17 protein-coding genes are annotated in these 17776 nt (G+C 57.9%); 8 read left to right on the top strand and 9 right to left on the bottom strand.

What is annotated here, in order from left to right; genetic code table 11:
• Nucleotides 1-7 precede the first annotated feature (7 nt).
• Together AAC599_RS06580 and AAC599_RS06575 are read right to left on the bottom strand one after the other, a co-directional pair.
• Entirely contained in the window at nucleotides 8-505 is a 498-nt protein-coding gene (locus AAC599_RS06580; RefSeq protein ID WP_340149613.1) for a prepilin peptidase, read from the bottom strand.
• Nucleotides 506-569: 64 nt separating this feature from the next.
• Nucleotides 570-755, bottom strand: coding sequence for a Flp family type IVb pilin (locus AAC599_RS06575; protein ID WP_340149612.1), 186 nt, complete (start codon nucleotides 753-755; stop codon nucleotides 570-572).
• Nucleotides 756-1423: 668 nt separating this feature from the next.
• On the opposite strand from AAC599_RS06575, the gene AAC599_RS06570 reads away from it, so the two are divergent.
• Nucleotides 1424-2656 (top strand): glycosyltransferase, encoded by a 1233-nt coding sequence (locus AAC599_RS06570; protein WP_340149611.1) that lies wholly within the window; start codon nucleotides 1424-1426, stop codon nucleotides 2654-2656.
• 10 nt (nucleotides 2657-2666) lie between these two features.
• Here the strand turns inward: AAC599_RS06570 and AAC599_RS06565 are convergent, their stop codons facing one another.
• Entirely contained in the window at nucleotides 2667-3572 is a 906-nt protein-coding gene (locus AAC599_RS06565; protein ID WP_340149610.1) for a glucosaminidase domain-containing protein, read from the bottom strand.
• Between the two features lie 325 nt (nucleotides 3573-3897).
• On the opposite strand from AAC599_RS06565, the gene AAC599_RS06560 reads away from it, so the two are divergent.
• From AAC599_RS06560 to AAC599_RS06545, 4 genes are all read left to right on the top strand, one after another.
• On the top strand, nucleotides 3898-5202 hold the full coding sequence (locus AAC599_RS06560; RefSeq protein ID WP_340149609.1) for an FAD-dependent oxidoreductase: 1305 nt from the start codon (nucleotides 3898-3900) through the stop codon (nucleotides 5200-5202).
• 30 nt (nucleotides 5203-5232) lie between these two features.
• Entirely contained in the window at nucleotides 5233-7650 is a 2418-nt protein-coding gene (locus AAC599_RS06555; RefSeq protein WP_340149608.1) for an FAD-dependent oxidoreductase, read from the top strand.
• A 25-nt stretch (nucleotides 7651-7675) separates the two neighbouring features.
• Nucleotides 7676-9223 (top strand): trimethylamine methyltransferase family protein, encoded by a 1548-nt coding sequence (locus AAC599_RS06550; protein ID WP_340149607.1) that lies wholly within the window; start codon nucleotides 7676-7678, stop codon nucleotides 9221-9223.
• A gap of 87 nt (nucleotides 9224-9310) precedes the next feature.
• The gene (locus AAC599_RS06545) at nucleotides 9311-9646 is read left to right on the top strand and encodes a hypothetical protein (RefSeq protein ID WP_340149606.1); all 336 of its coding nucleotides are present in this window, start codon (nucleotides 9311-9313) and stop codon (nucleotides 9644-9646) included.
• Between the two features lie 3 nt (nucleotides 9647-9649).
• Here AAC599_RS06545 and paaE read toward each other — a convergent pair whose 3' ends face one another.
• Genes paaE through paaA form a run of 5 tightly spaced genes read right to left on the bottom strand, consistent with a single transcriptional unit; the run spans nucleotide 9650 to nucleotide 13243 of the window.
• On the bottom strand, nucleotides 9650-10720 hold the full coding sequence (paaE, locus tag AAC599_RS06540; protein ID WP_340149605.1) for a 1,2-phenylacetyl-CoA epoxidase subunit PaaE: 1071 nt from the start codon (nucleotides 10718-10720) through the stop codon (nucleotides 9650-9652).
• A gap of 9 nt (nucleotides 10721-10729) precedes the next feature.
• Nucleotides 10730-11215, bottom strand: coding sequence for a 1,2-phenylacetyl-CoA epoxidase subunit PaaD (gene paaD / locus AAC599_RS06535; protein WP_340149604.1), 486 nt, complete (start codon nucleotides 11213-11215; stop codon nucleotides 10730-10732).
• Entirely contained in the window at nucleotides 11209-11967 is a 759-nt protein-coding gene (gene paaC / locus AAC599_RS06530) for a 1,2-phenylacetyl-CoA epoxidase subunit PaaC (protein WP_340149603.1), read from the bottom strand. The genes paaD and paaC overlap by 7 nt, the downstream gene beginning before the upstream one ends.
• A 6-nt stretch (nucleotides 11968-11973) precedes the next feature.
• Entirely contained in the window at nucleotides 11974-12270 is a 297-nt protein-coding gene (gene paaB / locus AAC599_RS06525; RefSeq protein ID WP_340149602.1) for a 1,2-phenylacetyl-CoA epoxidase subunit PaaB, read from the bottom strand.
• 13 nt (nucleotides 12271-12283) lie between these two features.
• The gene (gene paaA, locus AAC599_RS06520) at nucleotides 12284-13243 is read right to left on the bottom strand and encodes a 1,2-phenylacetyl-CoA epoxidase subunit PaaA (RefSeq protein ID WP_340149601.1); all 960 of its coding nucleotides are present in this window, start codon (nucleotides 13241-13243) and stop codon (nucleotides 12284-12286) included.
• 177 nt (nucleotides 13244-13420) lie between these two features.
• Between paaA and AAC599_RS06515 the strand changes: the two genes are divergently transcribed.
• Nucleotides 13421-14476, top strand: a complete 1056-nt coding sequence (locus AAC599_RS06515) for a hypothetical protein (protein WP_340149600.1) — start codon at nucleotides 13421-13423, stop codon at nucleotides 14474-14476.
• Nucleotides 14473-15474: a D-erythronate dehydrogenase gene (gene denD / locus AAC599_RS06510; protein ID WP_340149599.1), complete on the top strand. Its 1002-nt coding sequence runs from the start codon at nucleotides 14473-14475 to the stop codon at nucleotides 15472-15474. Before AAC599_RS06515 ends, denD begins: the two co-directional genes overlap by 4 nt.
• Here the strand turns inward: denD and mtnA are convergent.
• A complete protein-coding gene (gene mtnA / locus AAC599_RS06505; protein ID WP_340149598.1) occupies nucleotides 15456-16550 on the bottom strand; it encodes an S-methyl-5-thioribose-1-phosphate isomerase in 1095 nt (364 codons plus the stop codon). The genes denD and mtnA overlap by 19 nt on opposite strands.
• A 113-nt stretch (nucleotides 16551-16663) precedes the next feature.
• On the opposite strand from mtnA, the gene AAC599_RS06500 reads away from it, so the two are divergent.
• Nucleotides 16664-17773: an S-(hydroxymethyl)glutathione dehydrogenase/class III alcohol dehydrogenase gene (locus tag AAC599_RS06500; RefSeq protein WP_340149597.1), complete on the top strand. Its 1110-nt coding sequence runs from the start codon at nucleotides 16664-16666 to the stop codon at nucleotides 17771-17773.
• Nucleotides 17774-17776: the final 3 nt, after the last annotated feature.

Genomic DNA, 17776 nt, shown 5'->3' with positions numbered 1-17776 from the left:
CTCCCTCCTAACCACCGCTTATGTATGAGGCGTAGAGCGCGGCGGTGCCACCGGTCGCAATCGCGACCCCATAGGGAACCGACGCCGCATCGGCGGGCTCCGGCGAGGCCAGATGTTTCGTTATCGGCGCGAAGGCCCATTCGGAGAGCAGGCGCAGCTGCGGCAACAGCATGACAATCGCGAGACCTCCGCCGGTCAGCGCCGTGACAACCAAGAAAACCGGCCCCATTTCCGGTCCCGCCCAAAGCATGGTGACCGTCGCGAGCTTGACATCGCCCCCGCCGACCTTGCCAAAGCAGAAGCCGATGAACATGACGGCAAACAGTCCCGCCGCCCAAAGCATATGCCCCGCGACATCAAGCGGCTGCGCCGTAAAAAAGGCGAACAGTACAAACAGCAACAGCAGGGCGATGGAGATCCAGTTGCGGATAAGGCGCCGCGTGAGATCGGTCCAGGCCGCCAGCCAGAGCAGGAGTATGGCAAATATCGGATAATATTCTGTCATGAGTTTGGGCCCTCCCGCGCGGACAAATATTCCGCGCGGAAGGTACTGTCCTGAAATGACTTGCTCAGTTCGGCGGCGTTGCGCTGCCGGACCCCGAAAGATCAATGGCATTGAACGCCGTTTGCAGCTTGGTATAGAAAGCGGTTCCGGCAACGCCCACGACTGCCGCCGCGGCGGCGGCCATCAAGGCATATTCAACCGCCGTCACGCCGGTTTCATCATTCCATAAATCCGTCAGTATTTTTCTCATATCATAACCCCCAAAGTTAGACTTGGCTTATAAATTCAGGTAAAGACAACAAGCCAAAATACACTATTAAATTGTTATATACCCCTTCAGGAGGCGAATTCACTGGATCATAAAAAGCAACAAATACGAGATCAGTGGAAAATATATCGCCTCTATATCTGTAACAAAAACCGGATACGCGACTAAAACGAAAACTAATTCTACAAAAAAATCAACAAACTCAATAACTAGTTATTTTTGTTGACTTATTTCCGTCAAGATGTTTTCAACTATAAAATTGATTTATGAAAGAGTCACATTAAATTTTATTTAATTATAGTTAATTCTATGATTTTTTATGGTTAATTCGCCCTAAATTAACTTATATGATTTTTATATTAATTATTTTTCTATCAAAAATTGCTTTTCATTTTAAAAAATTTCCTCGCATTGATAGATTTTACTAAATCGAATCGCTGAATATTCTATTTTCTTCTATTCAACTATTTCGCTAATTATTGAATTATAATATTTTTATGAGAAAAATATCGGATTGCAATTAAATTGGAGAGAAATTCAGTATATTTTTTATTGACGAATCAGAGTGCATTTCTAATCGATCCCGGATATAAAGTTGATCTATAGGACATAACCCCGTATATGCGTGACGACAGACGCGGAGGTGAACCATGAACGAGATCGAAAATGCGAGACGCATCCTGATCTACAGTCACGACTCGTTTGGCCTCGGTCATCTGCGTCGCTGCATGGTCATGGCGAATTCGCTTGTCGAGCAGAACCAGAACCTGTCGGTCCTCATTCTCTCCGGCTCCCCCATCATCGGCAGTTTTGATTTCAAGGCCCGGGTCGACTTCGTCCGTATCCCCGGCATCATCAAGTTGCGCAACGGTGAATATACATCCCTCAGCCTGCATATCGATACCGAGCAGACGCTCGCCATGCGCGCCTCCATTATCCAGCATACGGCCGAGACCTTCGATCCGGACATCTTCATTGTCGACAAGGAGCCCTATGGCCTGAAAGGGGAGGTCACCGGAACGCTAGAAATGCTGAAGGCGGCGGGAACCCATCTTGTCCTCGGACTGCGCGATGTCCTTGATGATCCGTCGCTGCTCGGTCCGGAATGGCAGCGCAAGAACGTCCTGCCCGCCCTTGAGGAGCTCTATGACGATATCTGGATCTTCGGCGTCAAGCAGATATATAACCCCCTCGCCGGCATCGATATCCCCGCGAATGTGAAACGCAAGATCACCTATACAGGCTATCTGCCGCGCTCCGTCTCCGCGGTTTCGGAGCCGGCAATCCTGAGCGAGATGACAGCGCCTTACGTGCTGGTCACCGTCGGCGGCGGCGGCGATGGCGATGTGCTGACCGACTGGGTGCTGCGCGCCTATGAGGGAAACCGTGAGCCGCCGCTGGATGCACTCTTCGTGCTCGGGCCCTTCATGCCGCCGGAAACCCGCGCCAGTTTCCGTGACCGCATTCAGAAACTGCCCCGCGTCCGCGCCGTTACCTTCGATAGCCATCTGGAGAGCCTGATGCAGGAAGCCTCCGCCGTTGTCGCCATGGGCGGCTATAATACCTTCTGCGAGGTTCTCTCCATGAACAAGCGGGCGCTGATCATTCCGCGCACGGTCCCGCGGCTGGAGCAATATATCCGTGCAACCCGCGCCGCCGATGCCGGGCTGATCGGGGCATTGATCGATGATGGCGAACGCGAAAGCGATACCATGCTGACGGCACTCCGTCATCTTGCCCAGCAGAAAAAACCGTCGGAAGTTGTTATTCCCGGCCTTCTCGACGGTCTGACCAACCTCAACCGGCTGGTGAGATTGCGCTTCAGGGAAGTCGACAGGCGGAGAAGAGCTCTCTCCACCACGCGCCGGGCCGCCCTGGACTGACAAAAATCCTCTATTCCAGCTGCAGATATGTCAACTTGCCGGAGGCCAGCCGCACATGATCGAGCGGCGGCAGGCTGTTGTGCTCCATTATCTCCTCGATAATCTTTACATAGGCTTCCCGCCGTTCCGAATATTCGATTAACGTACCAACAAGGTCGGGCCCGGTGACCGGCTGACCCTTTGCCCGCAACGCCGCCCGGCGTTTCCTGAAATCGGCATAGGATGTATGGGAGTTGAGGTTGAGCATATAGGCGCGCACGGAATCGAGCGGCGTCTTGAACGCCTCGATACGGTAATCGCCCTTGTTCTCGCGCTGTTCCTCGGGCTTGATGCCGCCGTCATAGCTCCACTGCCCGAACAGCGCATTGCCCTCTGCCGCGAAGCGTGAGGTACCCCAGCCGCTTTCCTCCACCATCTGCGCCACGATCAGGGAGGGCGGGATCGTGTCCATCCGTTCATTGAACGTCGCCCAGAATTTATCATTCAGACCATCTTCTTCGAGTGCATAGGCCGTGGCCTGCTGCTTCAGCCAGGCGACATCTCTCTCGCTGAGCGATTTGCCTGCGCGATGCTCCTTCTCGAGGCTGCGCAGCCGTTCCTGATCCCGGCTTATGCCATGATTGGCAACGAAAGCCAGCGGGATGGCGAGACGAAAGAAGGTCCGCTTCTTCTCATCCACCGGCATTTCGGGCGCAATTCTCTTGCGCCATTCCTCCGGTATATCAAGGATGACATATGGCGGCACATCCTGCTTGCCCTCCTTCCATTTGCGGATGGAATAGCCTTTCTTCTCGAAATAGCTGGCGAAATCATCGAAGCTCCGGATCTTTATGGTTTCCGTTTCCGCCTGCGCCATCTGCGCCGTCATCAGACCCGCCGCAAGAAGACCTCCCCCCAGTATTTTCAGTATCGACATCCGCATCATGTTCTTCGGTTCCGCTGCCCTGTTTCCCACATAACAAAGTATGCCATGAAAGCAGCATCAGGGGGAACGTTAAAACGGTTGTCTTTGCCGCGACTCTCCCGCGGATTTTCAAATCACCTGCTGGAGAAGGCAAGTTTCCGCCTTTTTACCGATTTTGAATTTACATCCTTCCGACCCGCTTTTTCATCAGAACGACACGGGTCCGTGTTTTTCCCGCTCCTGTCGCCGGTTTGGTCAGTTTCTGCTTGCCACCACTCCAAAGCCGGTGAAATAGTTTAGACCGCATCCGCGCATATCGGTCAGGGAGAAGCCGCCAATGAGCGAAAAATATGACGCCATTATCATCGGCGCCGGGGTCATCGGGGCCTGTATCGCATTTGAACTATCCAAGGCGGGGCGCAAGACGCTCTCGATCGACCGCCTGCCTGCCTCAGGGTATGGTTCGACCGCCGCCTCCTGCGCCATTATCCGCACCTATTATTCCGCGCTGGACACCTGCGCCCTTGCCTATGAGGGCTGGTTCTACTGGAAGAATTGGAGGGATTATGTCGGTGTCGAGGATGAGAAAGGCCTGATCAAGTATCACGATACCGGCGCGCTGATCGTGAAAACACCGCATAACGACTATATGCGGAAAATCTGCAAGCTGATGGACCAGATCGGCTGTCCCTATGAGGATCTGACGCCTGCCCAGATGCGCGAAAAACTGCCGATCATCGATACCCATCAATTCGCCCCGGTAAAACGTCCGGAAGACCCCGCCTTCGGGGAACCGACAGGCGACAGCGTGCCCGGTGGGGTCTTTTTCCCGCGTGGCGGCTATGTCAGTGATCCGCAGCTCGCTGCCCATAATGCCCAACGCGCCGCCGAGGCCCATGGCGCAACCTTCAGGTTCAATGCCGAAGTCACCAAGATCCGTCAGGAAAACGGATATGTAACCGGCGTGACCCTGAAGGACGGCACCGAGATTGACGCCCCCGTCGTCGTCAACGTCGCCGGACCGCATTCCGCGAAGATCAACAAAATGGCGGGTGTGTTGGAGGAGATGAAGATGGATACCCGCGCCCTCCGTCATGAGGTCGCGCATGTCCCCTCGCCCTCCGGGTTCAACTATGAGACGGATGGCATGATCCTCTCCGACAGCGATGCCGGTATCTACTGCCGTCCGGAGCTTGGCAACCATATCCTGATCGGATCGGAAGACCCCAAATGCGACACGCAGGAATGGGTCGATCCCGACAATTTCAACGAGGATTTTACGGAGCAGTGGAACGCGCAGGTTCTTCGTCTTGCGCAGCGCTTTCCCGACATGGGCGTGCCGCGCCAGACCAAGGGCGTTGTCGCGCTCTATGATGTGACCCGCGACTGGGTACCGATCTATGATAAATCGAGCCTGGGCGGATTTTACCTCGCCATCGGCACCAGCGGGAATCAGTTCAAGAACGCGCCGGTCGCCGGGCGGATGATGGAAAAACTGATCCGCGAGAGCGAGGCGGGCCGCGATCATGATGTCGATCCGGTGCATTTCCATCTCGTAAATATCGATTACGATCTGTCGATGGGCACTTTTTCGCGTAACCGGGAGATCAGCCAGGACAGCAGTTTTACCGTGCTTGGATAAAGGGCACGAACGAGAGAAAGGGGAGAGGTTATGAAATCCCATGTCAAGGTCGCCGTGATCGGCGGGGGTGTCGTCGGATGTTCCGTTCTGTATCATCTGGCCAAGCTGGGCTGGACCGATATAGCACTGATCGAACGATCTGAGCTAACCTCCGGTTCCACCTGGCACGCCGCGGGCGGATTTCATACCATCAACTCCGATACCAATATCTCTGCCCTGCAGGGCTACACCATCAAGCTCTATAAGGAACTGGAGGAGCTGTCGGGCCAGTCCTGCGGCCTGCATCATGTCGGCGGCATCACCCTTGCGGGCACGCCGGATCGCATGGATTACCTCAAGTCCGAGCGGGCGAAGCATCGCTATATGGGGCTCGATACCCATATCATCGGACCGGAGGAGATAAAGGAACTCTCGCCCATCACCAATGTCGAGGGCGTGATCGGCGGACTTTATGATCCGCTCGACGGTCATCTCGATCCGTCCGGCACCACCCATGCCTATGCCATGTGCGCCCGCAAGCTCGGCGCGGAGATTTATCTTCGCAACCCGGTACTGGAACTCAACCCGCAGACCGACGGAAGCTGGCAGGTCGTTACAAAGGACGGCACGATCAACGCGGAATATGTGGTCAATGCCGGCGGTCTGTGGGCGCGGGAGCTGGGCGAGATGGTCGGCATCTTCCTCCCCCTCCATCCGATGGAGCATCAGTATCTGGTGACCGAGGATATCCCGGAAATCTATGAATTGGGCCGTGAGCATCCTCATGTCATGGACCCGGAAGGGGAAAGCTATCTCCGTCAGGAAGGGCGCGGCCTCGTCATCGGCTTTTACGAGCAGGATGCCGATCCCTGGGCGGTCAACGGCACACCGCTCGATTTCGGCCATGAGCTGCTGCCCGACAATCTTGACCGCATCAGCGACAGCATGGAGTTCGCCTTCAATCGCTTCCCGGTGCTGGAGAAAGCCGGGATCAAGAATGTGATCAACGGCCCCTTCACCTTCGCGCCGGACGGCAACCCGCTGGTCGGGCCGGTGCCGGGGCTCAGGAACTACTGGTCGGCCTGTGCCGTGATGGCGGGCTTCAGCCAGGGCGGCGGCGTCGGCCTCACCCTCGCCGAATGGATGATCGAGGGCGAACCGACCCGCGATGTCTTCGCGATGGATGTGGCGCGCTACGGCGACTATTGCTCCCGTCCCTATGCGCGCAAGAAAGTGACTGAGAATTATCAGCGACGCTTCAGCATCTCCTACCCCAATGAGGAACTGCCCGCCGCACGGCCCTTCCAGACGACGCCCGCCTATCCGCTCTGGAAAATACAGCGTGCCGTGTTCGGCCAGGCCTACGGGATGGAAGCGGTCAACTACTTCGCACCCGAGGGCGAGCCGCTCCTTGAGACGCCGTCCTTCCGCCGGTCCAACGCCTTTGACGCGGTGGGCGCCGAATGCCGGGCCGTGCGCGAAAAAGTCGGCATCACCGAAATCCACAACTTCGGGAAATACAAAGTGACCGGCCCCAAGGCGGCGGACTGGATCGACTGGATCATGGCAGGGCGCGTGCCGAAGGTCGGCCGCATGAGCCTGAGCCCGATGCTGAGCCCGAAAGGACGGCTGATCGGCGATTTCACCATTGCGCGGCTGGCGGAAGAGGAGTTCCAGCTCACCGCCTCCTTCGGGGCGCAGGGCTATCACCTTCGCTGGTTCTGGGATCATCTGCCCGAGGAAGGCGTCGAGATCGAGAATGTCTCCCTGAAACGCATCGGTTTCCAGATTGCCGGACCAAGGGCGCGCGACCTGCTTGCGAAAGTGACTTACGAAGATGTCTCGACCGAGGCCTTTCCCTTCATGGCCGTGAAGCGCATGGGGGTCGGGCTTTCCGATGCCATCGTCCAGCGAGTGACCTATACCGGCGATCTCGGCTACGAAATCTATGTGCCCGCCGATGAGCAGGTTGCCCTCTATGAGGTCCTCGCCGAGGCGGGAGAGGAATTCGGCCTCACCCCGTTTGGCATGCGGGCCATGATGAGCCTCCGGCTTGAAAAATCATTCGGTTCCTGGATGCGGGAGTTCAAGCCAGACTACACACCGGAGGAAACCGGCCTTGACCGCTTCGTTGCCTATAACAAGCCCGCCGACTTCATCGGCAAGGCCGCTGTGCTGAAGGAAAAGGCGGCGGGCGTGACGCGCAAGCTTTCGACCTTTGTCGTCGATGCACTGGATGCCGATGTCCATGGGGATGAGCCGATCTGGAAAAACGGCAAGGTGATCGGGTTCGTCACTTCCGGCGGCTATGCCCATTATGTCGGAAAATCCGTCGCGCTTGGCTTCACTCCGCCCGAAATGATCGAGGACGGCGGGCAGTTTGAAATCGAGATCTTGGGTGAAATGCGGCCCGCGCGAATGGTGCTGGACCCACTGCTCGATCCGATGGCGGAACGGATGCGGGGATAAGCTGAACCTTTGAAAGGAACTGAGCATGTCGAGACGAAATGAACGGTCCTCCGGGCGGCGATCACGACGCGGAAGCCGCGTCAAGGCCAGCTTCACCCAACTACCAAGACAGAAAGTCATTAATACATTCAAGCCGGTAGAGCTTCTTTCTGAGGACCAGATTGAGGATATTCACAATGCCACCATGGATATCCTGGAGAATATCGGGATCATGGTCCGCCTGCCGCGCGCACGGGAAATACTCAAAAACGCCGGGCAAAAGGTCGATGAGGACAAGCAGATCGTCTATTTCGATCGCGGCTTCGTCATGGAGGCGCTCTCCCATGCCCCGTCCGAATTTGTCCTGCATGCCCCGAACCCGGAGTGCAACCTCGATATCGGCGGGAAGAACCTCGTTTTCTCCATGGTGGCCAGTACGCCGAACGCCACCGATCTCGATGGCGGGCGGCGGACCGGTAACCAGAAAGATTACCGCAATTTCCTGAAGCTGACCCAGAGTCTCAATATCCTCGGAACCAGCGGCGGCTATCCGGTGGAGCCGGTCGATATTCACGCCTCCATCCGGCATCTGGAATGTGGGCGGGATTTTGCGACGCTGACCGAGAAGGTGCCCTACATCTACTCCCTCGGCCGCGACCGCAATCTTGACGGCATCGAGATGGCGCGGATCATGCGCGGCATCAGCCATGAGGAAATGCTGAAGCAGCCGAGCCTCTTTACCATTATCAACTCCAACTCGCCCCTGATGCTGGATCAGCCGATGCTGGAGGGGATTATCGAGATGGCGGCCCATGGGCAGGTGGTTGCCCTCACCCCCTTCACCCTCTCGGGCGCGATGGCACCGGTCACCCTCGCTGGAGCCCTGACCCAGCAGAATGCCGAGGCGCTCGCCGGACTGAGCCTCGCCCAGACGGTTCGCCCCGGCGCGCCGGTCATTTATGGCGGCTTTACCTCCAATGTGGATATGAAGTCGGGCGCACCCGCCTTCGGGACGCCGGAATATGCGAAGGCGACCATCGCCAGCGGCCAACTGATCCGCCGCTATAACCTGCCGTACCGGTCGTCAAACGTGAATGCGTCGAACGCCGCCGATGCGCAGGCCGCCTATGAATCCGAGATGTCGCTCTGGTCGCTCGTCCTCGGCGGGGCCAATTTCGTCAAGCATGCGGCAGGCTGGCTGGAAGGCGGCCTCAGCGCCAGCTTCGAGAAGGTCATCATGGATGTCGAGATGATCCAGATGATGATCGAAATGATGAAACCCATTGATACATCGGAAGAATCCTTAGGGTTAGATGCCATGCGCGAAGCCGGGCACGGCGGCCATTTCTTCGGCACCCAGCATACGCAGGCGCGCTATCAGACCGCTTTTTACGAGCCCATTCTCTCCGACTGGCGGAATTTCGAAAGCTGGACCGAGGCCGGATCGCCCGACGCCCTGAAACGGGCCAATACGATCTACAAGTCGATCCTGGCGGAGTATGAACCGCCCGCCCATGATCCGGCGCGGCTTGAGGAACTGAACGAGTTCATCGACAAGCGCATCGCCGAAGGCGGCGTGAAGACGGATTTCTGACGCCGACACGAAAATATTACCGCCGCCATGTTGTCTCCTGCTAAATTCGGCATAGCTTTAGGGAAAGAGCTTATCCGGAGTGTAACCATGAGACGTTCCCTCGCTTTGCTGACCATCGCCTGTCTTTCCTCCCTCGCCTTTACGACGATAGCCTCCGCCGATCTTGTCAGCGGTCGCTGCCAGAAGGTGATCGAGGATGAAATTGCGGGCCTCACGATCCCCAAGGACCGGATCAAGGATGTGTCGATCCTCAATATCTATGACGGCAATGGCGAAGGGGGCGGCCGCATCGACCATATCGAGGGATGGGTCTCCTTCAGCGACTGCAAGGGCAACCTCGTCATCAGCGTCAGCAATGCCTGCCTGCCGATGGAGACCTACACCACCTATCAATGCCGGGTGCCGGGCGTCGCGAATTACTGATCCTCAGACATCGAAATCGACGATGACATCATCGGTCAGCGGATGCGACTGGCAGGTCAGCACATAGCCCTCCGCCACCTCATCGTCTTCAAGCGCGTAATTGATATCCATCTCGACCTCTCCCTGCAGCACCTTGGCGCGGCAGGTAGAGCAGACCCCGCCCTTGCAGGCGTAGGGAAGGTCAAGCCCTTCCTGCAAGGCCCGATCGAGGATGGAGACGCCGTCCTCCGCCACCTCGATATCCGTCTTGCGCCCTCCGAGAATGATTTTCACATGGCGTTTCGGGCCGCTATCTGCGACCGGCGCGGGCCGGTTACCCGCGGCAATCGCCGCATCGGTGATGAAAAGCTCGAAATGGATATGATCGCTCGTAAGTCCTTTCCTCAGCAGAAAGTCCCGCACATCCATGATCATCTGCTCGGGGCCGCAGAGAAAGGCATCATCCACCGTCGTGATATCGAGCGCCCCGGCGGCAAGTTCCTCGCATTTCGCCGCGCTGATACGGCCATTGAAAATCGCCGCGTCCTGATGTTCCCGGCTCAGGATATGCATCAGGTTGAAACGGTCGGGAAAGATGTTCTTCAGATCCTCAAGCGCTTCCAGGAAAAGAATGCCCGATACCCTCCGGTTCCCGTAGATGAGGGTCACGCGGGAGAAGGGTTCCGTCTTCAGGATCGTCTTGATGATGGAGAGGATCGGCGTGATCCCGCTACCCGCCGCGACGGCGAAGTAATGTTTTCTGTTGTTGGCATCGAGCGGGGTGAAAAAGCGGCCCTGCGGCTCCATCACCTCGATCATCGCGCCGGGTTTGAGGTTCTGGTTTGCATGGCTCGAAAATTTCCCGCCATCGAGCCGCTTGATGGCGACGCGTAATTCCGGATCACCCACCGCGCTGCAAATGGAATAGGAGCGGCGCAACACCTCTCCGTCCAATAATTCTTTCAGCGTCAGATGCTGTCCTTGCGTGAAACGATAGGCATCTTTCAGGGCCTCCGGGACCTCGAAGGAGATTGAGACCGCATCCTTCGTCTCGCGCACCACATCCTTGATTTTCAGGGAATGGAAAACCGTCATGTCACCGTCCTACACGCATTTGAAATAATCGAAGGGTTCCAGGCAGTCCCGACATTTATAAAGCGCCTTGCAGGCGGTCGAGCCGAACTCGCTGACCAGATCGGTATTGGAGGAATCGCATTGCGGACAGGCCACCGCCTCCTGCCCCATAAGCGCGGCCTTGCCCCTGTTTGCGGGCGGCGCGATGCCATAATCCCGGAGCTTTTGCCGCCCCGCCTCGGTGATCCAGTCCGTTGTCCAGGCGGGGGAAATCTCGGTTTCCACATCGAAATCATTCAGGCCGTGCAGCGTCAGCATCGTCGCGATATCTCGCTCGATCACCTCCATCGCCGGACAGCCGCTATAGGTGGGGGTGATCACGATTTTAAGGCGGTCTTCCGCTTCCTCAACCCGGCGGATGATCCCCATATCCCGGACGCTCACCGCCGGTATCTCCGGATCCTTCACCAGATCCAGGATATCAAGAATCTCATCGGCGGCGGGTACGGTCACCATTTTGCATCAGGATAGGCGCGTTGCAAAAACTGCATCTCGGCAAGGATATAGCCCAGATGCTCGGAATGCTTGCCTTCCCGGCTCCCGCGAACGGACCAGCTATCCTTGGGCCGTGCGAGCGTGGCTTCCACCAGCACATCATTCACCGCCGCATCCCACGCGGCGCGCAGGCGGGCAACATCGATGCCGATTCCGGCGACGAGCAAGGCGTCGTCGGTTGCGTCCATCTCGAACATTTCCGGCACGAAGCCCCAGAGTTCGTCAATGGCGGTCTGCATTCTCTCATGGCTTTCCGCTGTGCCATCGCCAAGGCGGAGAATCCAGTCGGTGCTATGACGGCGGTGATAGGCGATTTCCTTCAGGGATTTGGCCGCAATTCCTGCCAGCCTCTCTTCACTGGACGTGCTAAGCGCCTCGAACTGAAGATACTGGAACTGATCGAAAAAGAACTGCCGCGCCATGGTTTTCGCGAAATCGCCGTTCGGCTGTTCCAGCAGCAGAAGATTGCGCCATTCCGCCGTGTCGCGGTGAAAGGCGAGCCGGTCTTCATCGCGCCCCTTCCCCTCCACCTCGCCCGCATAGGTGAGCAGCATTCGCGCCTGACCGATCAGGTCGAGCCCGACATTGGTCAGCGCCAGATCCTCTTCCAGCATCGGGGTATGGCCGGTCCATTCGGCAAGCCGCTGCCCAAGGATCAGGCTGTTATCCCCAAGGCGCAAGAGATAGTCGAAAAGCATGTCCCTGTCGGTCATGACGCCTCACATATGGCCGACTTCGTCGGGCAGGTCATAGAAAGTCGGATGGCGATAGAGCTTGTCGTCGCTCGGCTCGTAGAAGCTGCCCCGGTCCTCCGGGGAGGAGGCGACGATATCTGTCGACTTCACCACCCAGATGCTGACCCCCTCGCCGCGGCGGGTATAGACATCGCGGGCATTGGTCAGCGCCATCTCGGCATCGGAGGCATGCAGGCTGCCGACATGTTTGTGGTCAAGGCCGTTCTTGCTGCGGATAAAAACCTCATAGAGCGGGAGTTCGTCCCGGCTGTCCTGTGTCATCTGACCTCTCCCTTCACGCGGCTTCGGCCTTGCGGGCCGCTTTCTTCGCGGCATAGGCAAGCGCGGCATCGCGCACCCATTTTCCGCCGTCATGCGCATCAATGCGGGCTTTCAGCCGCTCCCGGTTGCAGAGCCCGTTGCCGCTGACGACCGCCTTGAATTCTTCCCAGTCGATCTCGCCGAAGTCATAGGCGCCGCGTTCTTCATTCCATTTCAGCTCATCGTCGGGGATCGTCAGGCCGAGATATTCCGCCTGCGGTACCGTCGCATCGATAAATTTCTGGCGCAGCTCGTCATTGCTCTGTCGCTTGATCTTCCATTTCATCGATTGCGCGGAATTGGCGGAGTTGGAATCATTAGGACCGAACATCATCAGGGTCGGCCACCACCAGCGGTTCAGCGCATCCTGCGCCATCTCCTTCTGTTCCTTTGTCCCTTGCGCCATGGTCATCATGATCTCGTAGCCCTGCCGCTGATGGAAGCTTTCCTCCTTGCAGATGCGGATCATCGCCCGCGCATAGGGACCGTAGGAACAGCGGCAGAGCGCAATCTGGTTGGTAATCGCCGCGCCATCTACCAGCCAGCCGATCGCGCCCACATCCGCCCAGGTCAGCGTCGGGTAATTGAAAATCGTGGAATATTTCGCCTTGCCCGTATGGAGCTGGTCAAACATCTCGTCGCGGGAAATACCGAGGGTTTCGGTGGCGCTGTAAAGATACAGCCCGTGGCCGCCCTCATCCTGGATTTTCGCCATCAGGATGGCTTTGCGCTTCAGGCTCGGCGCCCGGGTCAGCCAGTTGCCTTCCGGCAGCATTCCGACAACTTCCGAATGCGCATGCTGCGACATCTGGCGGATCAGGGTCCGGCGGTATCTGTCCGGCATCCAGTCTTTCGGCTCGATACGCTGTTCCGCATCCACTTTTGCCTGGAACTCCGCGTCCAGCCTGTCGAGATCGTCCGTTCTTGCCTCCATAATCGCACCCTGCTCCCGAGTTGGATCGTGATTTCCTAATATGATACATATTTATAAAATTTACAACATTATTTGTATCAATTCGTATGTCGACTGAGGGCTGGCGAAACCGGCATTCCAATGCTACTTTTCAAAATCAAGAACAATAAAAACAACGACCGGATCGGGATAAAGCTCATGCTGGATACATCAACGAAACAGGACAGATACGCGGCCGTTGCGGCCCTTTACCATGCTTACTTCACAGGACTGCTGCTCACCCTTGCGCTCCGCAAGAGCCATGCGGCGGCCGGTGACCTCTCCTTCCATGTGTTCCGCCGTCAGCATCATGAGAAATTCCTGTCGAGTTTCGAGAAACTCGGCCTTTCGGACCTGCCGGATGCGGTCGCCTGCGCACAATATCATTATCTCTCCAACGGCGTTGGCGGCGTGCCCGTCGAATATATGTATGAGAGCGATGAGAAAGCCTGGGTGCATTTCTGCCATCCCCGCTGGATTTACGACGGCGCCGCCATCTGCGGCGTGCCGCTCGAGGTCAATCACGGCTATCTCAGGGGCTGGTATGCGCAGAACGGGGTGAGCCTCAAAAACCCGCGGCTCGGCTTCGTCTGCACCTCGCAGGATATGGACGGGCAATATGGCATGGCCGGCTATTTCAAGGTCTTCGATCACGACCTCGCACCGGAGGAAAGATTGCAGTTCGCGCCCGGCGAGATTGCCCCGCCCTTCGATCCCTCCGCTGCACCGACGCTGGATACTTCCACCTGGCCGGAGGAACGGCTGCAAAAGGCCAACCGTAATTATTCCATGGAATATGCTAAAAATTCCCTGATCATTCTTGCCGAGATATTCGGACCGATGGACGCCAATGTCTTCGGCGGCATCACCGCGCAACTGATCGGCAAGCAGTTCTATCGCCAGACCGCCGACAGCCTCGGCATTACCGGAGACGGCATAGAAGCCTTCGCCCGCTATCTCGCCGGGATGATCGATGGTCATGACGACGAAGTGGAGATGGAGAAAAGCGGCAATGTCTATCTTATCCGCCAGAAAGGGTGGCGGCTGATGCGCGGCGCCGGCCCGCACCCGACTTCAGTCTTCGAGACCTGGAATCAGCTCTGGCAGGGCGCTCTTGCCGTGCATAACCGCTTTCTCGTACTGGAAGTTTTACTACGGCAGGACTATGGCGACGACTGTTTTGAATGGCGCATCCGGCAGAGGAAATCCGCATGAAAATTATCATCACGGGCGGCGCGGGCTTTATCGGCAAACGGCTTGCGAAGGCCCTGCTCGCGCGCGGGTATGCGGTCGGCGCGGATGGGAAAAAGGCGGAGATATCAGAACTCGTCCTTTTCGATATCGCGCCGGATATTGATATCTTTGATGACCGCCTCCGCTATGTCTCCGGCGACATTTCCGATGCTGCCACGGTCGCACAGCTGATCGATGAGCAAACGGCGAGCATTTTTCATCTCGCTGCCGTGGTGAGCGCCCATGCGGAAGCGGATTTCGATCTCGGCTACCGCATCAATCTCGACGGCACCCGCCATGTGCTGGAGGCGGCGCGCGCCCTGTCCCATGCACCGAAACTTCTGTTCACGAGCTCGATCGCGACCTATGGCGGAACACTCCCCGATGTGGTGACGGACGAGACGGCGCAAGTCCCGCAAACCTCCTACGGGACGGCGAAAGTCATGGGGGAATTGCTGGTCCAGGACTACAGCCGCAAAGGCTTTATCGACGGGCGCTCACTCCGCCTGCCGACGATTTCCGTGCGCACCGGCCTTCCCAACAAGGCTGCCTCGACCTGGGCGAGTTCCATCATCCGCGAACCGCTCTGCGGCCGCGATGCAATCTGCCCTGTGAGCGAGGCAACGCCCATGGCCTGCATGTCGCCCGCGAAGATCATCGCGGCTCTGATCCATGCCCATGACCTCCCGGCGGACGCCTTTGGCATGAGCCGGTCGCTGCTGTTGACGGGCATTTCCGTCAGCGCCGGGGAAATGGCGGCGGCGGTGGAGCGGCAGCGGGGCAACCGGAGCATCGGAAAAATTCTTTGGGAAGCCGATCCGGCCATTCAGAAGATCGTCAATGGTTGGCCGAAGGCAACCCGCTCCGCCCGCGCCGATGCCCTCGGTTTTGCGAAAGACGAAAGCCTCGATGAGATGGTGCTCGGCTTTATCCGGGACGACCTTGATACCCAGCTCAGGCTTTATGATGCGGACGCATAAAGCCCGGCCAGCCCCTCTTTCGAGGCAGCGCAGACGCCGCGTTCGGTGATTAGCCCCGTTACAAGCCGCGCCGGGGTCACATCGAAGGCATAGTTGGCGGAGGGGCTGTCTTCGGGCAGGATGCGCACCTCGCCCACCTCACCGCTCCGGTCCAGCCCCTGAATATAATCGACCTCATGGCTGTCGCGAATTTCAATCGGGATATCCTTCACGCCATCGTCGATTTCCCAGTCGATGGTCGGCCCGGGCAGCGCGACATAAAACGGCACATCGTTATCCTTCGCCGCGAGCGCCTTCAGGTACGTGCCGATCTTGTTGCAGACATCCCCCGATGCCGTCGTCCGGTCCGTGCCCGTGATACAGAGATCGACAAGACCGTGCTGCATCAGATGCCCGCCGGCATTATCGACGACAAGAGTATGCGGCACGCCATGCTTGCCAAGTTCCCAGCAAGTGAGATGGGCGCCCTGATTGCGGGGCCGCGTCTCATCGACCCAGACATGCACCGGGATGCCCGCATCATGCGCCTTGTAGATGGGCGAGAGCGCCGTGCCCCAATCCACCGTCGCCAGCCAGCCCGCATTGCAATGGGTGAGGATATTGAGTTTTCCCTCCTGTCCCTTCGCTCTCCAGACCTGCCGGAAAACCTCCAGTCCGTGATCGCCGATGGCGCCGTTGATCGCGACATCCTCATCGCAAATCTGCGCCGCCTTCTCGTAGGCCGCGGACACGCGCTCGCCCTCCGGCAACGGGAGGAGCAGCTCCTGCATGGCGCGGATGGCCCACCGCAGGTTGACCGCCGTCGGCCGGGTCGCGATCAATGTCTCGCACATATTCCGCAGGGCGCTGTCGCTGGCATCCGTCCTGAGACCGAGACAGACGCCATAGGCCGCCGTCGCCCCGATCAGCGGCGCACCGCGCACCAGCATCGCCTTAATCGCATGGGCCGCCTGATCCAGCGTTTCAAGTTTCACCACGCGGAATTCATGGGGTAGCCGCGTCTGATCGATAATATCAACAGACCATCCATCCTCCGCCAGCCAGATGCTGCGATAGGGCTTTCCATCCACTTTCATGCGCCTCTCCTGCGTTTCAGAAACGGCCTCACTTTATCGGGAAATATCTTGCGTCAACAGCCCTAAATCTGCAAACTCGCCCCTGATTAAAATACTAACCGAGGATGTGAAATATGGAAGTCAAAGCCGCTGTTGCCCACAAGGCCGGAGCCCCGCTCACGATCGAAACAGTCACACTGGATGGTCCGCGCGAGGGCGAGGTTCTCGTCGAGATCAAGGCCAGCGGCCTGTGCCATACAGACGCTTTCACCCTCTCGGGGGAGGATCCGGAGGGGATTTTCCCGGCCATTCTCGGTCATGAGGGCGCAGGCATCGTCGTCGATGTGGGACCGGGCGTCACCTCCCTCAAAAAGGGCGATCATGTCATTCCGCTCTACACCCCGGAATGCCGCCAGTGCGACTATTGCACGAGCGGCAAGACCAACCTCTGTCAGGCGATCCGGGTGACCCAGGGTCAGGGCCTGATGCCGGACGGGTCCAGCCGCTTCAAGATCAACGGCGAGAAAGTCTTCCATTACATGGGCTGCTCCACCTTCGCGAACTATACGGTCGTGCCGGAAATCGCGCTTGCCAAAATCCGCGAGGATGCGCCGTTCGACAAGGTCTGCTATATCGGCTGCGGCGTCACCACCGGTATCGGCGCGGTCATCAATACGGCGAAAGTCAAGCCCGGCGATAATGTCGTCGTCTTCGGCCTTGGCGGCATCGGCCTCAACGTCATTCAGGGAGCAAAGCTCGCAGGTGCCGACATGATCGTCGGCGTCGATCTCAATCCGGCCCGCAAGGCGCTCGGCGAAAAATTCGGCATGACCCATTTCGTCAACCCTAAGGAAGTCGAGGGGGACATCGTTCCCTATCTGGTCGACCTCACCAAGGGCGGTGCGGATTACTCCTTTGAATGCATCGGCAATGTGAATGTGATGCGTCAGGCGCTTGAATGCTGCCACAAGGGCTGGGGCGAGAGCATCATCATCGGTGTTGCGGGCGCGGGTCAGGAAATCTCCACCCGGCCGTTCCAGCTGGTCACGGGGCGCGTCTGGAAAGGCACAGCCTTCGGCGGCGCGAAAGGCCGTACGGATGTTCCGAAAATCGTTGACTGGTATATGGACGGCAAAATCAATATCGACGACCTGATCACCCATGTCATGCCGATCGAGAAGATCAATGACGGTTTCGATCTGATGCATGAAGGCAAATCCATCCGCAGCGTCGTCACATTCTGAGCG

The organism is uncultured Sneathiella sp. (assembly GCF_963976355.1).
Classification (GTDB): Bacteria; Pseudomonadota; Alphaproteobacteria; order Sneathiellales; family Sneathiellaceae; genus Sneathiella.
This window is presented reverse-complemented; position numbering and strand designations above follow the sequence as displayed.

Bases quoted from the DNA above. Each gene is read 5' to 3' on its own strand.
- AAC599_RS06550 (WP_340149607.1), top strand. From the start codon at position 7,676: ATGTCGAGACGAAATGAACGGTCCTCCGGGCGGCGATCACGACGCGGA.
- paaC (WP_340149603.1), bottom strand. From the start codon at position 11,967: ATGACCGACAGGGACATGCTTTTCGACTATCTCTTGCGCCTTGGGGAT.
- AAC599_RS06500 (WP_340149597.1), top strand. From the start codon at position 16,664: ATGGAAGTCAAAGCCGCTGTTGCCCACAAGGCCGGAGCCCCGCTCACG.
- AAC599_RS06580 (WP_340149613.1), bottom strand. From the start codon at position 505: ATGACAGAATATTATCCGATATTTGCCATACTCCTGCTCTGGCTGGCG.
- mtnA (WP_340149598.1), bottom strand. From the start codon at position 16,550: ATGAAAGTGGATGGAAAGCCCTATCGCAGCATCTGGCTGGCGGAGGAT.
- AAC599_RS06575 (WP_340149612.1), bottom strand. From the start codon at position 755: ATGAGAAAAATACTGACGGATTTATGGAATGATGAAACCGGCGTGACG.
- AAC599_RS06515 (WP_340149600.1), top strand. From the start codon at position 13,421: ATGCTGGATACATCAACGAAACAGGACAGATACGCGGCCGTTGCGGCC.
- paaD (WP_340149604.1), bottom strand. From the start codon at position 11,215: ATGGTGACCGTACCCGCCGCCGATGAGATTCTTGATATCCTGGATCTG.
- denD (WP_340149599.1), top strand. From the start codon at position 14,473: ATGAAAATTATCATCACGGGCGGCGCGGGCTTTATCGGCAAACGGCTT.
- paaB (WP_340149602.1), bottom strand. From the start codon at position 12,270: ATGACACAGGACAGCCGGGACGAACTCCCGCTCTATGAGGTTTTTATC.
- AAC599_RS06555 (WP_340149608.1), top strand. From the start codon at position 5,233: ATGAAATCCCATGTCAAGGTCGCCGTGATCGGCGGGGGTGTCGTCGGA.
- paaA (WP_340149601.1), bottom strand. From the start codon at position 13,243: ATGGAGGCAAGAACGGACGATCTCGACAGGCTGGACGCGGAGTTCCAG.
- AAC599_RS06565 (WP_340149610.1), bottom strand. From the start codon at position 3,572: ATGTCGATACTGAAAATACTGGGGGGAGGTCTTCTTGCGGCGGGTCTG.
- AAC599_RS06560 (WP_340149609.1), top strand. From the start codon at position 3,898: ATGAGCGAAAAATATGACGCCATTATCATCGGCGCCGGGGTCATCGGG.
- AAC599_RS06570 (WP_340149611.1), top strand. From the start codon at position 1,424: ATGAACGAGATCGAAAATGCGAGACGCATCCTGATCTACAGTCACGAC.
- AAC599_RS06545 (WP_340149606.1), top strand. From the start codon at position 9,311: ATGAGACGTTCCCTCGCTTTGCTGACCATCGCCTGTCTTTCCTCCCTC.
- paaE (WP_340149605.1), bottom strand. From the start codon at position 10,720: ATGACGGTTTTCCATTCCCTGAAAATCAAGGATGTGGTGCGCGAGACG.